Genomic DNA, 19,045 nt, shown 5'->3' with positions numbered 1-19,045 from the left:
TCGGATACCTGTTATCGACCAGGGGCAACCTGTATGATAATCCCATTGAGAATATTGCAGGAACCGAAGGACGATGGGGAAGAGACGTCGGTCGCCGTAATGTCCTTGGGTCCGCATACCAGCGCTTACGTTGAATCGTAACGGACGTGAAGGAGTGCAACGCGGGTACATGCGTTGTAACTCCTTCTTTTTCATCACCTTTCAGTCTGTTCTATATTATGAACGCCGTTCGAATTTTCTTACCTTTATATTCTGACATTTCCAAAAGTAAGTCAATGGGGAACGTTTCGCTCGGTTCCGGTCATCTTTGAAATGCGTGAGGGAATGAACCTCGGGTTAGCTCATACACAATTTGTACATCCGCCGAAATGGCAAACGACGAAGGAGCGCATAGCCCAAGGAATTACGGGTGTTTATACGAAAGGTGTATCCGCAGGGAAACATGTTTATTGCTCCTCCGAAATGATGGCGTTTACATTAAGAGTGATCCTGTCATCAAACAAAACCGCCGCGGTCGTCGCCCAACACTGTCACGCGGCTAATCGGAGGAGGAATTACCCGTGGATGCGAAAGAGGTAAGGCCGAAGCGCGGCATTATTGATTGCGATGTACACGTCTACCCTAAGTCCAGAGATGAATTAAATCAGTACCTGCCGCAGCCCTGGAGGGATTGGTATCGTCCCTTGAACAGGGCATACGGGAATATCCAGGGCAACCGGAAGGACGCGACGCCTCCCGGCGGAGGAGCAGCCGGCACGGATCCGGATTTTCTGAGAAAACAGCTGATCGACGAATATGGCATCGAATACGCGATCCTCATGCCGCGTGCCATGCTGAATAACCTTCCGGACCCGGACATGGCCTCTGCCGTTGCAGCCGCATACAATGATTGGCTTGCCGACACCTGGCTCGGCAAGTACAACCACGACGGTGTATTTAAAGGCTCCATCTACGTGGCGACCCAGGATCCCGCCGGCGCCGCCAAGGAAATCGAGCGATGGGCGGGCCACCCGCACTTCGTGCAGGTGATGACCGATTCGGGAGCCCGCGCACCCTTCGGTCAGCGGCACTATTACCCGATCTATGAAGCTTGCGAGAAATACGGCTTCCCGTTTGCGATCCATCCCGGAACGGACGGAATGGGCATCAATCACCAGCCCACACCAGGCCATCCGACGAGGTATATTGAATTCCATACGTGTCTGTCTCTCGCGTTTCAGGCGCACCTCGTCAGCTTTCTGACTGAAGGCGTGTTTGTTAAATATCCCAAATTCAAAGTGGTACTCGTGGAAGGCGGCGTTACCTGGCTTCCGCCGCTTATGTGGCGGCTGGACGCGGAGTATAAGGGACTGCGGTACGAGGTGCCCTGGCTTGAGAAACGCCCGAGCGAATATCTCCGGGACCATATTCGCATGACCAGCCAGCCCATCGAGCGTCCGGATCAGGACAAGTATTTGTTTTCGATGTTAGAGGCGATGGACGCCGAAAATCTATTAATGTTCTCGAGCGACTATCCGCACTGGGATTTCGATTCGCCTACCCGCGCCTTTCCCAAACTGCCGGAAGCGCTTCACCGGCGCATATTCTATGAGAACGCAAAGGCATTCTACAACCTGTAGGGGAAGGGGCAAAGCAGACGAATGGAACGTTACGTGATCTGCAAAGTGACCGAGATGCAGACCGGCCAGCGGAAAATCGTGCAGGTCGGCGGTAGATCCATCGGCGTGTTCAACGCGAACGGCACTTACTATGCCTTGCGTAACAGCTGCCCGCATCAAGGCGCTCCGCTGTGTTTGGGGAGAGTGACCGGTACGACCTTGTCCTCCCAACCGGGACAGTATCGTTACGGGCGGGAGGGAGAAGTTTTGGCTTGCCCGTGGCATGGATGGGAATTCGATGTTACAACGGGAAAATCGTTGTTTGATCCCCAGAAATGTCTTGTGAAAACGTACGATGTCGCCGTGGAGCCGGTCCAGGACAGCGTCGAAACCTACAAAGTATCCGTTGAAGAAGACGTCGTAGTGCTTTATGTCTGACCGTTTGAACTACCATTCATATTGAAAGGAGGAAATGAAGTGGCAGTCCCTTCGCTCCATCCCATAAAAGGCGTGAGGGAAAAAGAAGCTTCGGTTCCGCGAACAAGAATTCGGGCTTTCATGAAGGAATGCCGGAAGTCGAAGGTTTTATTCCTGTTTTTGTTGCCGGCGGTTGTGTGGTATTTCGTCTTTTATTACATCCCGATGTACGGCATTACGATCGCATTCAAGGATTTTCAAATCATGGATGGTATACTGGGGAGCCCTTGGGTCGGCTTCGACCATTTCAGCAGCATGTTCAACTCGCCCGAGTTTACCAGAGTGCTCCGAAATACGCTGGTGATCAGCGGGCTCAAGTTAATCTTCGTTTCCGCCTCAGGCATCGTTTTGGCCATTGCCCTTAACGAATTGTTCCACGAGAAGTTCAAGAGGATCGTGCAAACGATCAGTTATCTCCCGCACTTCCTTTCCTGGGTCATCATCGGAAGCCTCATGATCGAGCTGCTTTCCCCGGTGAGCGGTCTGGTGAATAATGTCATCAAGGCGCTCGGCGGCAAGGAGATCTATTTTCTGGCAGACCCGGACTGGTTCGTGCCGACCATCATCTTGTCGGATATTTGGCAGAGCATCGGATGGGGCTCCATCATCTATTTGGCGGCGATTACCGGCGTGGATCCCCAAATCTATGAGGCGGCCACCATCGACGGGGCAGGCAGGTTCACGAAAATCTGGCGGGTTACCCTCCCTGCGATCAGTAATGTCATCATCATCATGATGATCTTCAATATAGGTAATTTGATGAACGCCGGCTTCGATCAAATCTTCAACCTGTACAACCCGAGAGTATACGAGGTGGCCGATATTATCGATACTTACGTGTACCGGTTGGGGCTTGTCCAAATGGATTACAGCTTTTCCACTGCCGTGGGACTCTTCAAGAATGCGATCGGTCTGACGCTTGTGCTGCTCGTCAATCGACTGGCGAACCGATTCGGCCAAACCGGCTTATGGTAGGAGGATGCATATGACAGCCGCGGGCAGAAACCGCATGACTTGGATGGATTACGTAAACTACACCGTGCTTGCCTTGTTCTGCGTCTCGATTCTTTACCCGATTATATACCTGACCTGCTTATCGCTCAGCACGCGCGAAGGATTGGCATCCGGAGGGGCGAGCGCCACCGTGCTTCTCTGGCCGCAAGGGTTTACGACGGAGGCCTATGAGGCATTCTTCAAGACCTCATATATCTATACCGGCTACTTGTACACGATGGGCAGAACGGCGGTCGGGACCGTTGCGGGCGTATTATTGATGTCGCTCGCCGCCTATGCGCTTTCCAAAAAAATCCCCATGAAAAAATCGCTGACCATGTACTTTATTTTCACCATGTTTTTTTCCGGCGGGTTGATTCCGACCTTCATCCTGATCAAAAACCTGGGCTTATTGAATAACCCGCTGGTGTACGTACTGGCGCCGCCGTTTTTGTACAACACGTTTTATATTCTCATCCTGCGCAATTTCTTCATGACGGTACCCGAGAGTTTGGAAGAGTCCGCAAAAATGGACGGTGCCGGCGATCTGAGAATCTTCTCGCGGATCATCATGCCCTTATCCGCTCCCGTCATCGCGACGATCAGCTTGTGGGTTGCCGTGGCTCACTGGAACTCCTGGTTCGACTCGCTGATTTATATGCAGTCGATGGATAAACAAGTGATCCAGGTGCTGATCCGGAAGCTTGTCATTGAACAGAGCCAATTGCTGATGAATGAAACCATGGGCTTCGCCAACATGGACAGCGTTCCTACGGCCGAAAGCGTCAAAGCCGCCGGTATTCTGATCACGATGATTCCCATTGTCTGCATTTATCCGTTCATCCAGAAATACTTCGTCAAAGGCGTCGTAATCGGGGCCGTCAAAGGCTGAAAGCCCGTATTTTGCGGGGAGGTGAGCGGGGGAGGTTCGAATGAACGCATTTAAATACGAGTATTTGGAGGCGGAAGCATGCTCAAAAAAGAAAAGATAGTCATCCCATTCTTGACCGTCTGCATGTTCGTTGTCTTGTTCTCAGGGTGCTCCGACAACGGGAACAATTCAGCGGGGGGCGGAGACGGCCAGACGGATGCGGTCTCCAATACGGACGCCGCGGCCGAAAACGGCGACGGAGGCGGAGGCAGTGACGATCCCTTCTCCCTGGAGGCCGACAATACAATTATTGATGAAGCGCTGGCCAAGGTGGAGACGCCCGAATACTTCAAGAACACGCCCACCTTCGAATATACCGTGCAGCCGCTGGTGGCGCCGGAAAAAGACGGTTCGTTCGGCCAACGCTATTTTGAGAAAAAGTTCAATGTGAAGCTTCATTTCGTCCGGCTCGATACCACGACGAGAAAAGAGCAGCTGAATACCATGTTCGCGACCGGAACCATTCCTGACTTCCTGTATTACATCCCGCTGGCGGACGTTTCGGCGTACGCCAACCAAGGGCTGCTAGCGGAAGTCCCGCTGGACATGATCGAGAAAAACATGCCCCATTACTACCCCCAGTTGAAAGAGGCGAGCCTGTTCCAGAGCACCCAAGTGAACGGCAAAAACATGGCCCTTCCGCTGTATAACCCGAAAGGCGGAGTGCCGTGGACCGCGAACATCCGGGCGGATTGGCTGAAGAACGTTGGAATCGACAAGGTTCCCCAGACGCTGGATGAGCTCGAGGAAGCGTTCATCCGGTTTCGAAACGACGATCCGGACAAGGACGGCAAGAAGGATACCTATGCCCTGTCCAATCCCAGCACCTTCGGCGGCGACGTCTGGTTCCAATCGATCTTCGGCGCATTCGGTACCAACCCGTTCATCTGGATGGAGAAGGATAACAAGCTTCAATTCGGATTTACGACTCCGGAAGTCAAGGAAGCGCTCAAGCGGCTGAATAAATGGTATGAAATGGAGCTTATCTCTCCCGAATTCATAACGGACAACGGCAGAAGCACGGACGTGGAGGATTTGGCGACCAAGTTCGCCGAAGGCAAGATCGGTTACATGGATAACCTCAGCTTCGAGGACAGCCAGTGGGATAATGACGGCCATATTAACTACAGATGGGTCAAGAACAGTCCGGAGTGGCAGAAATTCTTCGAGGACAACAAGAGCGATCCGGACAAGATGTACGCGAACAAAGTGTTTACGGACTTTAACGATGAGGTACCGCAGCCGATCTACATTAACTTGCCGCCATTCAGCGGGCCTAACGGAGCCAAGGGATACTACAGCTCGGGCGTCCAAGGCAGTCCGATGATCTTCGGTGCCCAGATGGCGAAGGAACCGGAAAAACTGGCTAAGCTGCTGCAGATTATCGATTATATCACCAGTGACGAAGAAGCCTATCTGAACCTGAGCTACGGCATCGACGGCTTGGAATGGAAAAGCGACGCGCAGGGTCGCCGGCTGCTGAATCCCGATTGGCCGAAGCATGCGCTGTACGATCCGGGCTATAAGAAATACGGGGATTGGATCTTGAATCCGGTACAAAACACCAATTCGGCATTCTTCAGCGTTATCGGCGGACCTCGCGCCGAACAACGTTATCAACGAACCATGGACGTCATTAACGCGTTTCCTTCCTACAATAACAAACTCGGCATCGTGCTGCCCTCGCAGGCGAAGTATTCGGAGCTCTTGGACACGAGGATCAAAGAATACGTGGTAAAAGCGATCGCGGGCGATATCGATATCGACAAGACGTTCGACAGCGAAGTCCAGCGCTGGTACAAGGACGGCGGAGAGCAGCTGACGAAAGAAGCGAACGAGTGGTATCAATCCACGAAGTAATGCCGGTTCGCGGTTATATCCTAACAAGGGCATTCGGGGCGAGGAGACGCATGTCCACGCCGCCGGATGCCATTTTCTCTAAAATCAATCCAGAAGGGCAGGAATAGAGAAATGGATGCAACGGGTTTACATGCGTCACCGGTATTTAGCGCAGCCATGATTCGGGATCCGCAGGATCCCATCGCATCACGGGAGGCCGTCGTCTGGGCATCGAGGGAGCTTTCGAGAGTCTTTGCACGGCAGTCCGTCCAGGTGCTTGAAGGTGGCCTGCTCGACGATATTCCTTCCGCCGACGCATTTCTTGTAATCGCCGGTTCGGACTCGAAGCTTGCGGGTGAGATCCTGCAGCGGGCAGGTGTGGAGTTTAGGTCGGAGGCCGAGGCGTTTTGTATCGTTGGTGGCGAATGGAATGAAAAGCCGCTTGCGGCGATTGCGGGCGCGGACGATAGAGGTTTGGTTTACGCCGTTCTGGAACTTGCCGACCGTATCCGATATTCCGATAAACCTATAGCCGAGCTTCGCGGAATCGGCACTGTCGTCGAAAGACCTTCCGCACCGGTCCGCAGCGTCATGAGGTCCTTCGTCAACGAGCTCGAGGACAGCGCATGGTTCTATGACGAGAGCTTCTGGGACAGCTACTTGTCCGAACTCGCGACGCACCGGTTCAATCGCTTCCATCTCGCGCTCGGTATCGGGTACGACTACGGACACGATCCCAATGTTCGCGATAACTTTCTCAATTTTTCCTATCCGTTCTTCGTCCAGGTCCCCGGATACGAGGTGAAGGTTGCCGAGCTTTCCGAACGGGACAGGCAGAAGAATTTGGAAATGCTTCGACATATTAGCGAGGCATGCAAACGGAGAGCGATCCATTTTCAATTGGGACTGTGGAATCATGCCTATCAGTATCTCGACAGCCCGGACATGAACTACACGTTTGAGGGAATCACCGAACAAAACCACGCGGCTTATTGCCGTGACGCCATCCGGCTTTTGCTGCAGGAATGCCCGGCGATTGACGGCGTCACCCTCCGCGTCCATTACGAGGGCGGGATTCCGGAGCCGAACCATTCATTTTGGCGGATCGCCATGGAAGGGATCGCGACGGCAGGGCGCAACATCGAAATCGATATGCATCCGAAGGGCGTCGACGACGAAATGCTCGAGCTCGCCGCAAATACGGGGATGCCGGTTGCCATTTCGCCGAAATTCTGGGCCGAGCACATGGGGCTGCCTTACCATCAGACCGACATCCGGAAGTCGGAGAAGCCGGATCTGACCAGCGCGAGAACCGGACTGATGGCAATTACGGCGACCAACCGCCGCTTCACCCGTTACGGCTATGCCGATTACCTGAAGGAAAAGCGCACGTACGGCGTTATTCACCGCATTTGGCCGGGTACGCAGCGCCTGCTGCTATGGGGGGATCCGGAGTTGGCTTCCGGTCTGGGACGAAGCGGTACCTTCTGCGATAGCCTTGGCTTCGATTTCTTCGAGCCGCTTTCGTTCAAGGGGCGAAAGGGAAGCGGGTCGGCAGGAGGCAGGGAACCGTATGCGGACGATGCATTGCAGCTATCCGGCCAGGAATGGAAGAAGTATATGTACACGTATCGTCTCTGGGGCAGATTGTTGTATAACCCGGATGAAAATCCCGAATCCTGGAGGCGGTATCTGCGCAGCGAGTTCGGCGCCGCTTCCGAGGCTTGCGAAGCAGCGTTAGCCCATGCCAGCCGCATCCTGCCGTTGATCACCACGGCGCACGGCCTTGCTGCCGCGAACGCCATTTACTGGCCGGAGATCTACGTGAATCAGCCGATCGTGAACATACATGAACGGACGCCTTACATGGATACGGCCCCCCCAAGAACCTTCGGTTCCATCAGCCCGTTCGACCCGGAACTCTTCTACGGCATTGACGAATACGCGGACGATCTCCCCAAGGACGAGCAGCGCGGTAAATATTCGCCGCTTGAGGTCGCGGACTGGCTGCAGGATTTGGCGGAGACGGCCGAGAGGCGATTGGAGGAAGCCAATCGCCAAGTCCCCGACCCGCAGGCGCCCGCGTTCCGGAGATGGGCGATCGATGTGTCGGTCCAGGCGGGCATCGGCGTATTTTTTGCCGACAAATTCCGCGCCGGTCTGGCATACGCGTTGTTTGAGCGTACGCAGAACCCGGAGCTGCTTCGGCAAGCGCTGTCGCGGTACGAATCGGCAAGGGACGCATGGGCGAAGGTAGCGGAGATGACGGGAGACGTTTATCGCGAGGATCTTACGTTCGGTTATTTTCCGCATTTGCGCGGACATTGGGCGGGGCGTCTGCAGGACATCGAAGACGATGTGTCGGCTATGGCTGCATTGTACGACGGTATCCGCGGCAACCCGTCCGCCGGGTCGCAGGCGCCGGCATTCGTACTAGAATCCGGAAAAAAAGGAAGCTGTCCGGCGTTCCTGCATGCTGCGCCTGAAGCGTTCACCCGGGGCCAAACGGTCGAGCTTGCACTCGAGCTCGAGGAAGCGATGACAGACTTGCAGGTTCAGTTGCACTACCGGAAAGCCAATCAGGGGGAAAGTTACAACATCGTTGACATGACCCGCAAAGGGACGCGGTTTGCAGCGGAGATTCCCGGTTCCTATACGGACTCCGACTATCCGCTCGTCTATTTCTTCGAGCTGGCGGACCGCCCCGGAAGGAACGCATGGATCGCGCCGGGCTTCGGGAACAGTTTGGCGAACCAGCCCTATTATGTTCTGAGGCAGCATTAGACGTTTCCTGGGCAAACAAAGACGGCCGGCAAGCGGACATTCCGCTCGCCGGCCGTCTTCTCGTGGTTTACACCGCGACGACGACCCAGTCCGATTCCACCTCGACGGGATACGTCTCCAGCCTCGCGACATCCTCCGTCAAATACGCCATCACTTGTACCTCGTAAGACTTGACCCGGCACTTTCCGGGGTCGAAGACCGACTTGCCGGTGATGATGTCGAATTCCCAGCCATGCCACGGGCACCGGATGATTTCTCCGTCCTTGCCGTAATTGTATTCATGCGGCTCCGAAGGCAGCATGACGCCCATGACTTCGCCGGTGCACAATTGGGCGAATTGGTGAGGACATACGTTTTTCACCGCGTAGTAGTTGTCTTTGATATTGAAAATGCCGATGGACTTGCCCTCGAGCTCGACGATCATGCGCTCTCCCGGCCGCAGCTCCTTGGAAGAGCAGACGACGTGCTTTCCCATCTTGTTCCCACGCCTTTCCACATCAATGATTAAAGGCCATACCACTGTCTGGCGTTATCATGAAAAACGCGGCTCCGCCATGCCTCGGGCAAGGGCGGCATCGAGGCATCCACGTCCACGAAACCGCTCTCCGGATAATCGGAAGAGAACATAAGCATATCCGGCGCGTCCATCATCTCAAGCACTTCGATCAGATCCCCGTCGGGGGCGGCGCGTTCCAGAGGCTGCGTCGTGAACCGGACATGCTCGCGCACATATTCGCTCGGCAGACGCTTCATCCAAGGCGTTTCCGACCGCAGCGCCTTCCAAATCTGGTCGAGCCTCCAGATCATCGGGGGATACCAGGTAACCCCGCCCTCGGCAATGACCAGACGCAGATTCTTGAATCGCTCGAACACCCCTTCGGTCAGCAGGCTCGTCAGGTGGGACTGCATCGCAAAGCTGAAGCCCGTGTAATATTCCAGATAGTGTACCGGATAGCCGAGCCATACCGGCTTGTTGACCCCCATGCTTTCGCCGGACGGATGAATCACCAAGGGGAGATTATGGCGAGAGCAGGCTTCGTAGATGGGATAATACTGCCGCTGGCCGAATGGCGCGCGCGCCCCGGATTCCATCAGCACCTATACAAAATGCGGATGCTCCGCCCAGCGATCGATCTCCGCCGCCGCCTGCTTCGGATCCTGATGGGAAATGCAGATCGTCCCTTTGAATACGCCGTCGGCATTGTGCCTGCCGAGCCAGACCTCCGCCAGCCAATCATTGTAAGCGGAGGCCACGGCGGCGGCAAAATCGGGATCGTGATTTGCGGAAGCGTGGGGGAGGGCGATCAGAATGGCGTGCGAGAGCCGATTCTTCCGAATATGTTCCCTCAGCGCTTCCGGCTTCGACGCCGCGGCCGGATCGGGCGCAGGGCGGCCATCCGGCGAGGACGGCGTCTTATAGTACATTTGCTTGCGAATCTCGAAGCGGTGCTTCCACGGCTGCTGCAGATAATCTTTGATTTCCTGGGGATTTGCAGGATAGACATGCACATCGCAATCAATAAGCATACCGCACGCTTCCTTTCGTTTCGGACTATAGCCCGTATAGCTCTTTGGCATTCTCGTAGAAAATCCGCTGCCGCATGAGAGCAGGCAGCTTCGGAAACGCGTAGTTGGGATCGTCGAAGTCCCAATGCGGATAATCGGACGAGAACATCAGAATATGCTCGGCATCCATCAAATCAAGCAGTTTCAGCAGGTGCTTGTCTTTGTCGGGCCGTTCGATCGGCTGCGAGGTGAACCGTACATGGTCGCGGATATACTCGCTCGGCTTCCGCTTCAGCCAAGGCACTTCCGAGCGAAAGCGCTCGTACTGCGTATCCTGCCGCCACAGCAGCATCGGCAGCCAGGATACGCCGCCCTCCACCATGACGACCTTGAGACGGGGGAATCGCTCGAACACGCCTTCGACCAGCATGCTTACGAGATGCGCCTGATACGATAACGGATGGCAGGCGCTCCACTCCATGTAATGCGTCGGATAGCCGCTGGAGGGAAGATTGCTGAGCCCGACGCCGTCGGCTCCCGCATGCATGGCGAACGGCAGGCCGTGCCGCTGGCAGGCTTCGTAAATCGGATCGAACCGGCTTTGTCCGTAGGCTGCCGCAGATCCGGAATCCGTCACGACCTGGACCAGATGCGGGTGTCCGGCCAACCGTTCGATTTCCCTGACCGCGCCGGATACGTCCTGCGTGGATACGCAGATCGACCCTTTGAAGACGCCGTCGTGGTTGTAGGTCCCGAGCCAGGTTTCGCAAAGCCAATCGTTAAAGGCGTTGGCCAGCACGGTGGCGTAGGCGGGATTCGGAATCGGGTTGGTAAACGGGCGCTGGATAATGACGATATGAGTCATGCCGTACTCGTCGATCAGCTGCTTGCGCAGAAAATCCGGATCGGAGGCGGGAGGCAGTCCGGAAGGCGGCCTAGAGTCGGTACGGATCACATAAATCGGGTGGGAGTACAAATCGCGGTTGCTCATCATGAAGCGGTTCTGCCACTCGGCGGGCACATGCTTGCGGATCTGCTCCGGATGCTGGGGAATGCAGTGTACATCGCAGTCGATGATGAAATTTTTGGTGGCGGCCGGTTGCCCGGCTTCCTGCTGAAGCGGCTCGTTCTTCATCGTCAAATCTCCTTTCCTGCCCAAACTAATCGGCGCTCCCGTTCAGTGGAACGGCGAGCTTTCGGTCTTCCGGGGCGATGCCAGCCGGCCCCGCGCTCTGAAACTCGGGCGGCAGCCGTTTCGCCGTTCCGGTCTCGATTGCGGCGGCGATGACCGCATCGCGCACTTCCTGCACCACTTTCTCGTTAAAAATACTGGGAATGATGTACTGCTCGTTCAATTCCTCGTCGGAGACGATGGAGGCGATGGCGCGTGCCGCGGCAACCTTCATCTCTTCATTAATGCAGGTTGCCCTGCAGTCCAGCGCGCCGCGGAAGATGCCGGGGAAGCAAAGCACATTGTTGATTTGGTTCGGATAATCGCTTCTTCCGGTGGCGAGGACGCGGACCAGCGGCTCGGCAAGCTCGGGGTCGATCTCGGGCTCCGGGTTGGCCATGGCGAAGACGATCGGATCGGGCGCCATGCGCTTGATATCTTCGGCCTTCAAGACGCCGGGACCGGACACGCCGATGAAGACGTCGGCCCCTTCAATGACGTCGGATAGAGATCCAATAAGACGATCCGGATTCGTGATCGCGGCAATCCGGTTCAGCGTCGGATTGTCATACTCGATTCCCGGTACGAGCGCGCCGCAGCGGTCGACCGCTGTCACGTGGCGTAATCCGGCCGCCAGCAGCATCTCGATGCAGGCTGCGCCGGCTGCGCCGACTCCGCAGACGACGATGCGAACCGTTTCCGCCGATTTCCGGACGACCCGGAGCGCGTTGAACAGTCCGGCGAGCATGACGACCGCCGTACCGTGCTGGTCGTCGTGGAAAACGGGGATATCCAACTCTTCCTTGAGCCTTCTCTCGATCTCGAAGCAGCGCGGCGAGCTGATGTCCTCCAGATTGATGCCGCCGAACGTAGGCGAGATCGCTTTGATGATGCCGACAATCTCATCCGGGTTCTTCGTGCGCAGGCAGATCGGGAAGGCGTCCACATCGGCGAACTGCTTGAACAGCATTGCCTTGCCTTCCATGACCGGCATGGCCGCTTCGGGACCGATGTCGCCCAGACCGAGAACGGCGGTGCCATCCGTGACGACGGCCACCGTGTTTCGCTTCGCGGTCAGCGTATACGCCTTGGCCGGATCCTGATGAATCGCCATGCATACGCGGGCGACGCCCGGCGTGTACACTCTCGACAGATCCTCACGGTTCTTGATCGGCGTCTTGGGCACGACCTGTATCTTGCCGCCGAGATGGGCGAGGAACGTGCTATCCGAAACGTGAATGATCTGTATGCCCGGGAGCAGGCGGATGCGATCCTCCAGCCGCTCATGAGCATCGACATTGATTTGGACGGTGATATCGCGAACGGTTGATTCCTTGCCTGCCCGGATCATATCGACGGCGACGACATCCCCGCCGGCGGCGTTGACCACTGACACGACATCGCCGAACGTAATGGCTTTCTTGTCCATTTGGATCCGAAAAATCATGGTCGTGTTGATCGACATCGGTAGACCTCCCTTGATTAAGCTGCTTTAGGCCGATCGTTCCCGGACCGGATTGCTGAGGCAGCCGATGCCATCGATGAGGCAGTCGACCATATCGCCATCACGGATGACCGCGGCGCCTGCAGGCGTTCCCGTCAGAATGACGTCGCCGGGCATCAAGGTCATAAACCGGCTGATGACGGCAATCATCTGATCAATCGGCGTAATAATTAACTCCATGCCGGCGTCCTGCCGTTGTTCACCGTTCAGCCTTGAATGGATACGGGCCTGCCGATAATCGAAATCGGTCACGATCACCGGCCCGAGCGGACAGAACGTATCGAAGGCTTTGCCGATCGTCCAGTGGCCTTCCGGGTGAAAATAGTCGATCGCTCCGACGTCATTGGCCACCGTGCAGCCGAAGATGAAATCATCGGCCGCTTCAGGTGCAATGTTCCTTGCCGTCTTCCCGATGATTACCGCCAGCTCCGATTCATATTTCACCTGAGCTGCGCCTCGGGGGAGCAGAATCGGCTCATTCGGGCCGACCACCGAGGTAAGCGGTTTAAAAAAAAAGATCGGCAGCTCGGGCGGCTTGGGCTTCGATTCGCCTTCCCCGGCAAAGTTCTTGCCAATACCGATAATGTGCCGAGGGGTAAGCGGCGCCTTCAGGATAACGTCCGTCATGGAGAACGAATTGCCGGTAAGGGAAGGCTGGTCGAATAGATCCCCTCTGCACTCCAGAATGGAATTCCCTTCAACGATCCCGAATCTCGACTCTGACTCCTGATCCATGGTAAATCGAACGTACCGCATTAGTCCTTCCACCTTTCGTTCATTATAATGAACAATGTTCTAAATATCATAATTATCATCGGTCATTGAAGTCCGAATGTCAATCATCAACTCTCATGTAAAGCGAAAAAAGACGCGTCCATGGTGGATGGACGCGTCAATTGAATTTAAATGCCGGGTGAAAGCCGTCGGGCCAGCGCGATGATTTCCCTTGTCGCGTCTTCCTTCTTGCCTTCCCAATGATGGATAGGCATCGAGCAGCTTACCGCCGCCAGCAACGTGCCGTCGGGACGGCGGATCGGAGCCGCCACGCAGCAGAACCCCATGACGCCTTCCTGAATATCCGTGGCATAGCCGTTCTCGTTTGCCTGGCGGATTTCCTGAAGAAGCGCCTCTCGCGTGCCGATGGAGTGCATCGTGAGTTTCGGAAGCAACTCCTGCGGAAACAGCTGCCGAATCTCCTCTTCGCCGAGATTAGACATCAAGGCTTTGCCGAGACCGGTCGCATGGGCGGGGAACCGAACACCGGGACCCGACACCATCTGTACGGGGCTGCTGGCCGCCACTTTGGCCAAATACAGCACGTCGCCGCCTTCGAGCATTGCTAGCTGGACCGACTCTTTCAGCTTGAGCATGACGGGCTCGGCCAGCCGCTTGAAATCTTCGGTTAAATTGAACTGACGGAAGAACGCTCCCCCCAGCTGCCCCAGGGCACTTCCGATCGCATAGGTCTCATGGCGGTCGCGGCTAATCCATTGCAGGCGTTCCAGGGTCTGCAGCAGGGAAAACAACGTGCTCTTGCTGATGTCGAGCTGCTTGGAGAGATCGGACAGCTTCCATGTATAGGGCTGCTCCGAAAGCATCTTCAACACGGCATTGGCGCGATCCAGAGCGGGAACGTTATATTTCTGGTCCATGACTCACCTTCCTTACGCACAGGGCGATGTTCGATATTATGAACTCATTTGATCCTAACATTGCCGATTGATTCGGTCAATTTCCGCCGGGATGCATGCAAGATTAAATTGACCGACCAGAGAGCGGGTGATAAAATATTTTGTGAACCTTGTTCATTATTATGAACAAAAGTACGACAATGAAGGAGGAAAGGAACATGACTCATTATGTTAACGTGCATCGTCTTCGGGTAGATCGGCGCTTATACGAATTCGTGGAGACGGAAGCGCTTCCGGGAACCGGTGTTCAGAACCATGCGTTCTGGTCCGGATTCGATCGTCTGATCCATGACTTGACGCCCCGCAACACGGAATTGCTGGAACGTCGGGATGCGATGCAGCGACAGCTGGATGAATGGCATCGTGAGAATCGTGATCGCTTTGATTTCGCGGCTTATAAATCGTTTCTGCAGGGCATCGGCTATCTCGAAGCTGACGTCGAAGATGTTCAAGTTTCCACGGCGAACGTCGACGACGAAATCGCCTTGCAGGCGGGACCGCAGCTGGTCGTTCCCGTCAACAACGCGCGGTATGCGCTGAATGCGGCTAACTCACGCTGGGGCAGCCTGTACGACGCACTATACGGCACGGATGCAATCGGCGATGAAGACGGTGCGGAACGAACCTCCGACTACAACGCCGTGCGGGGCGGTAAGGTCATTGCGTTCGCACGGGCGTTCCTGGACCGTACGATTCCGCTCGCGCAGGGATCGCACGCAGACGCGGTGAACTATGCCGTTTCGGACGGCCAATTGGCGGTACAGCTGCGAAGCGGAGCCGTGACTCGACTTCGGGAGAACAGCAAGCTGATCGGCTATCAAGGTACGCCGGAAAGCCCGTCCGCGCTGCTCTTGCGCAATCACGGCCTGCATTTTGAAATCCAGATCGACCGCCTTCATCCCGTAGGCGGGACCGATGACGCTGGCATCAAAGACATCCTGATGGAAGCGGCGCTGACGACGATTATGGATGCGGAAGATTCGGTGACCGCCGTCGATGGGGAGGACAAAGCGCTTGTCTACCGCAACTGGCTGGGACTGATGAAGGGAGACTTGGATACGACCTTCCTGAAAGACGGGAAAACGGTCAGACGTTCCCTCCATCCTGACCGGGACTATGCCTCTTTGACGGGTGAGACTTTCAGCGTCCGTGGCAGATCGCTTCTGTTCGTCCGCAATGTCGGTCATTTGATGACGAACCCCGCGATACTCGACCAGGACGGCCGGGAAGTATACGAGGGAATTATGGATGCCGTCATTACGGCTCTCATTGCCAAGCACGATTTGCTCGGAAACGGCAAGTATACCAATTCGCCCAAGGGCTCGGTCTATATCGTCAAGCCGAAGATGCACGGCTCTGAAGAAGCCGCGTTTGCGGGCGAGCTGTTCGAACGCGTGGAGGACCTGCTCGGCCTCGAACGGCACACGCTCAAAATCGGGGTCATGGACGAAGAGCGCCGAACTTCCCTGAATCTGAAAGCCTGCATCCGAAGCGTGAAGGAACGGGTCGTCTTCATCAATACCGGCTTTCTGGACCGCACCGGCGACGAGATCCATTCGTCCATGGAAGCTGGCCCCGTGATCCGGAAGCATGAGATGAAAACGTCGAAGTGGCTGCAGAGCTATGAACAATCAAACGTTGCCGTCGGATTGGCCAGCGGTCTTCAGGGAAGGGCCCAGATCGGCAAGGGGATGTGGGCGATGCCGGATTTGATGAGGGAGATGTTGAGGCAGAAGATCGGCCATCCCCAAGCCGGTGCCACCACCGCCTGGGTCCCGTCCCCAACCGCGGCCGTGCTGCATGCGCTTCATTACCACGAGGTGGACGTAACGGCAGTCCAGAACTGCTTAAAGGCTTCCTTCGTTGACCGGCGAGACGACATTCTGAGCATTCCGCTGGCACGGCATGCCGAGTGGAGCGAGACGGAAATCGCGCAGGAGCTGGACAACAACGCGCAGGGGATCCTCGGATACGTCGTCCGCTGGGTCGAACAGGGCATCGGGTGCTCTAAAGTACCCGACATCCATAACGTTGGCCTGATGGAGGACAGAGCTACGCTGCGAATTTCCAGCCAGCATATCGCCAACTGGCTCCGTCACGGAATTTGTTCGCGGGAGCAGATCGTAGCTACGCTGAAGCGGATGGCCACCGTCGTAGACGCGCAGAACGCCGGTGATCCCGCCTACCGCCCGATGGCTGCGGACTTTGAGAAATCCATCGCTTTTCAGGCCGCCTGTGAGCTTGTTTTCGAGGGCTGCAGCCAGCCGAACGGGTACACGGAGCCGATTCTTCACCGCAGGAGACGGGAATTCAAGGCAAAGCAATCGCACCGCCAGGAATCCAATGCACAGCCTTAACAGTCCGCCAGGGAGGATATTTCAATACCCAACCAGTTGAACGTCCATGCGAGTACCGGGATCTATATCATCGACCGGAATATTTACGGTCATTTTACGGAACATTGGAGGCGCTGCTTCACCGAGCCGTACGATCCCACAATGTCGCATTCGAACGGTGCAAGAGAGCAGCCTGCACCGTAGGAGATCCTGAAAAAAACCTTTAATTCTGTGTTGTGTATTTGAATTATCCCGTTCCTTGAAGTAGGTAAAAAACTATATCTTGAAAGTAAAAGGGGCATACTTCAAAGTCAATATTTGACCTTGGAGTATGCCCTATTATTGTTATGGTTTCAGCCATATGCCGCTGTCATTCCCACCTTCGTATAAGGAAGCGTCAAGTGGACCCGGGATACAAGTTCTCATATCCTTCTGAGGCTGGCTTTGCAAGGGAACGAAATGCTATGTCGATCTCCTATTATTCATTGCGCTCCTACGGAAGAAGGAAATTACGTGGATACGGGCTAGAGTTGGGCAAGTTGCCGAATCGTAAATAGGACATATATAATTAGGAGTCCTCAAAGCTGTTTTGTGAAATGTTTTTAAGAAAATGAACGATGAGAACAATAGCCATATGGCGGGATTGATAACGTAAGAACGGCTTATAGGAGGTTAACTACCTATAAATGAATCGTACCAATGAAAATGAAGTAGAGTCCTTTATTCACGGGCTAATACGTAATCCCTCCACAGGTCGACTGCTGACGATTAAGCAGCATGCGAATGAAGATTGGCACTTGCCTACAATCGTGCTGCAAGGGCAAGCCGATTGCTCACCAGACAAGTTAACCCGAGAGATGACAAAGCTTCTCGGATGTCCCGTCATCGCCTGTCGATACGTATGGGTTCAAACTAATCGTCCCACAGGTGGGAATGAAGCGTTCTACGAGTTTGATCGCATGGATGCCTCGGATCAGGATCTTAATTACAACGCACAATGGCTTGACCCTGAGGATCTACCATCCATGCAGCCGTATCACGCTGAAGTTATTAAGAATTACTTGCTAGAGGCAGTTAACGATAGTATTCCGAAATTTCGACGACCTTGGGAGCAAATTGGCTGGTATGCGAAAGCAATGTCTTGGATCGAGACTTCTCTTGGGGCGCTCGGTTTACAACTGACTGAAACTCCAAAACAGTTAAAGTGGTGGAGCCTATCATGTGTGATTCAACTAACCACCACACAAGGAATCATCTATTTCAAAACAAACGCCAAGCAACCGCTATTCGCGCAGGAACCTGATTTTCTGGCTTATATGGCAGGCCGATTCCCAGACCGCGTGCCGAAGGTTATGACGTCTGAACCTGTACAAGGATGGATGCTGCTGGCTGATGCCGGAGACAGATTAAGTCGCGATATCCCCGTGGAGGCTCGAATAGGGATGCTTCGCAGGTTCAATGAGATTCAACATGAAATGGTACCTCATGTAGATGAACTGCTAGCACATGGATGCGTGGACCGGAGACCCGAAAAACTCATTCCTTATATTGAACCGCTTCTGGCGGATGAACTTGTCGTTTCTAGCCTTTCGCCTAATGAGCTAAAAGAACTTCGTCTGTACGCATCACTGATTGCAGACATGTGCCACCGCATTTCAAGCTACAGGGTACCTTGCACACTCGTCCATGTTATGAAGCCGATCAAATTCCGGATGGAAGTTTATATATCGAGTGTTCCTGGATGTCATCGCCGGAGCGACTCAGTCCCCGATGCCGCTGGAGGCGGCGATTACCGGCGCGCCAGAACTACTGCATGCTGCCGCTCCATTATTCGTATAATGACCATCCGTATAAGCATGACATCCGTTACAGCTCGTTTAAAGACCGTCGTTGTGGTAATATCCCCTCATGGTTGACAGCGAAGAAAAGCCCATTGGTACAATGGACTTAAAAGCTGCAATCGGAGGGGATTTTTTTGGCGAAAAAGGGACAACTATTTTTCCAATACACGGCACAATTAAAAAGCGAGGCTATTCGTCTTTATGAATCAGGTGTAAGCTCTCGCGAAGTAGCGAAACAATTGAATATTCGTAGTAAAGCTCAAGTGTTGGATTGGGTTAAGAAATCCCAAAATGGTGTTTCATTAGAGGATGGTCGTGGACAGCATTCATCCCTCAGAGGTCGACCTAAAACGAAGTTCGCAAGTCTAGAGGAA

14 protein-coding genes and 1 pseudogene are annotated in these 19,045 nt (G+C 54.8%); 9 read left to right on the top strand and 6 right to left on the bottom strand.

The genetic code is table 11. The features are described 5' to 3' along the window. Window positions 1-560 precede the first annotated feature (560 nt). From BMZ79_RS32920 to BMZ79_RS32895, 6 genes are all read left to right on the top strand, one after another. A complete protein-coding gene (locus tag BMZ79_RS32920; RefSeq protein WP_256253311.1) occupies window positions 561-1,619 on the top strand; it encodes an amidohydrolase family protein in 1,059 nt (352 codons plus the stop codon). A gap of 21 nt (window positions 1,620-1,640) precedes the next feature. Next, window positions 1,641-2,036: a Rieske (2Fe-2S) protein gene (locus tag BMZ79_RS32915; protein ID WP_090649360.1), complete on the top strand. Its 396-nt coding sequence runs from the start codon at window positions 1,641-1,643 to the stop codon at window positions 2,034-2,036. 120 nt (window positions 2,037-2,156) lie between these two features. After that, window positions 2,157-3,050: an ABC transporter permease gene (locus BMZ79_RS32910; protein WP_256253309.1), complete on the top strand. Its 894-nt coding sequence runs from the start codon at window positions 2,157-2,159 to the stop codon at window positions 3,048-3,050. A gap of 10 nt (window positions 3,051-3,060) precedes the next feature. Further along, window positions 3,061-3,960 (top strand): carbohydrate ABC transporter permease, encoded by a 900-nt coding sequence (locus BMZ79_RS32905; protein WP_177222466.1) that lies wholly within the window; start codon window positions 3,061-3,063, stop codon window positions 3,958-3,960. A gap of 78 nt (window positions 3,961-4,038) precedes the next feature. Then, window positions 4,039-5,859, top strand: coding sequence for an extracellular solute-binding protein (locus tag BMZ79_RS32900; RefSeq protein ID WP_090649351.1), 1,821 nt, complete (start codon window positions 4,039-4,041; stop codon window positions 5,857-5,859). Between the two features lie 111 nt (window positions 5,860-5,970). After that, window positions 5,971-8,622, top strand: a complete 2,652-nt coding sequence (locus tag BMZ79_RS32895; RefSeq protein ID WP_143089194.1) for a hypothetical protein — start codon at window positions 5,971-5,973, stop codon at window positions 8,620-8,622. A 67-nt stretch (window positions 8,623-8,689) separates the two neighbouring features. Here BMZ79_RS32895 and BMZ79_RS32890 read toward each other — a convergent pair whose 3' ends face one another. The 6 genes and pseudogenes from BMZ79_RS32890 to BMZ79_RS32860 form a co-directional block, all read right to left on the bottom strand. After that, window positions 8,690-9,097 carry a Rieske (2Fe-2S) protein gene (locus BMZ79_RS32890; RefSeq protein WP_090649346.1) on the bottom strand — a complete coding sequence of 136 codons (408 nt, stop codon included), beginning with the start codon at window positions 9,095-9,097 and terminating at the stop codon, window positions 8,690-8,692. A 29-nt stretch (window positions 9,098-9,126) separates the two neighbouring features. After that, window positions 9,127-10,149 (bottom strand): annotated as a pseudogene (locus BMZ79_RS35450) (amidohydrolase family protein). A gap of 25 nt (window positions 10,150-10,174) precedes the next feature. Further along, a complete protein-coding gene (locus BMZ79_RS32875) occupies window positions 10,175-11,263 on the bottom strand; it encodes an amidohydrolase family protein (RefSeq protein WP_090649338.1) in 1,089 nt (362 codons plus the stop codon). Window positions 11,264-11,288: 25 nt separating this feature from the next. Continuing rightward, on the bottom strand, window positions 11,289-12,764 hold the full coding sequence (locus tag BMZ79_RS32870) for an NAD-dependent malic enzyme (RefSeq protein WP_090649335.1): 1,476 nt from the start codon (window positions 12,762-12,764) through the stop codon (window positions 11,289-11,291). Between the two features lie 27 nt (window positions 12,765-12,791). Beyond that, the gene (locus BMZ79_RS32865) at window positions 12,792-13,559 is read right to left on the bottom strand and encodes a fumarylacetoacetate hydrolase family protein (protein WP_090649332.1); all 768 of its coding nucleotides are present in this window, start codon (window positions 13,557-13,559) and stop codon (window positions 12,792-12,794) included. A 146-nt stretch (window positions 13,560-13,705) separates the two neighbouring features. Next, window positions 13,706-14,455 (bottom strand): IclR family transcriptional regulator, encoded by a 750-nt coding sequence (locus BMZ79_RS32860; RefSeq protein ID WP_090649329.1) that lies wholly within the window; start codon window positions 14,453-14,455, stop codon window positions 13,706-13,708. A gap of 197 nt (window positions 14,456-14,652) precedes the next feature. On the opposite strand from BMZ79_RS32860, the gene BMZ79_RS32855 reads away from it, so the two are divergent. From BMZ79_RS32855 to BMZ79_RS34045, 3 genes are all read left to right on the top strand, one after another. Next, complete coding sequence (locus tag BMZ79_RS32855; RefSeq protein ID WP_090649326.1) at window positions 14,653-16,851, top strand: malate synthase G; 2,199 nt, start codon at window positions 14,653-14,655, stop codon at window positions 16,849-16,851. Window positions 16,852-17,516: 665 nt separating this feature from the next. Then, window positions 17,517-18,746 (top strand): hypothetical protein, encoded by a 1,230-nt coding sequence (locus tag BMZ79_RS34050; protein WP_143089192.1) that lies wholly within the window; start codon window positions 17,517-17,519, stop codon window positions 18,744-18,746. Between the two features lie 59 nt (window positions 18,747-18,805). Then, a partial coding sequence (locus BMZ79_RS34045) for a transposase (RefSeq protein ID WP_177222464.1) occupies window positions 18,806-19,045 on the top strand: 240 nt, incomplete at its 3' end.

This window comes from Paenibacillus sp. UNC496MF, assembly GCF_900113915.1.
Lineage (GTDB): Bacteria > Bacillota > Bacilli > Paenibacillales > Paenibacillaceae > Paenibacillus_Z > Paenibacillus_Z artemisiicola.
Note: the sequence above shows the minus strand (reverse complement) of the source record. Positions and strands in the feature narration are given on the sequence as shown.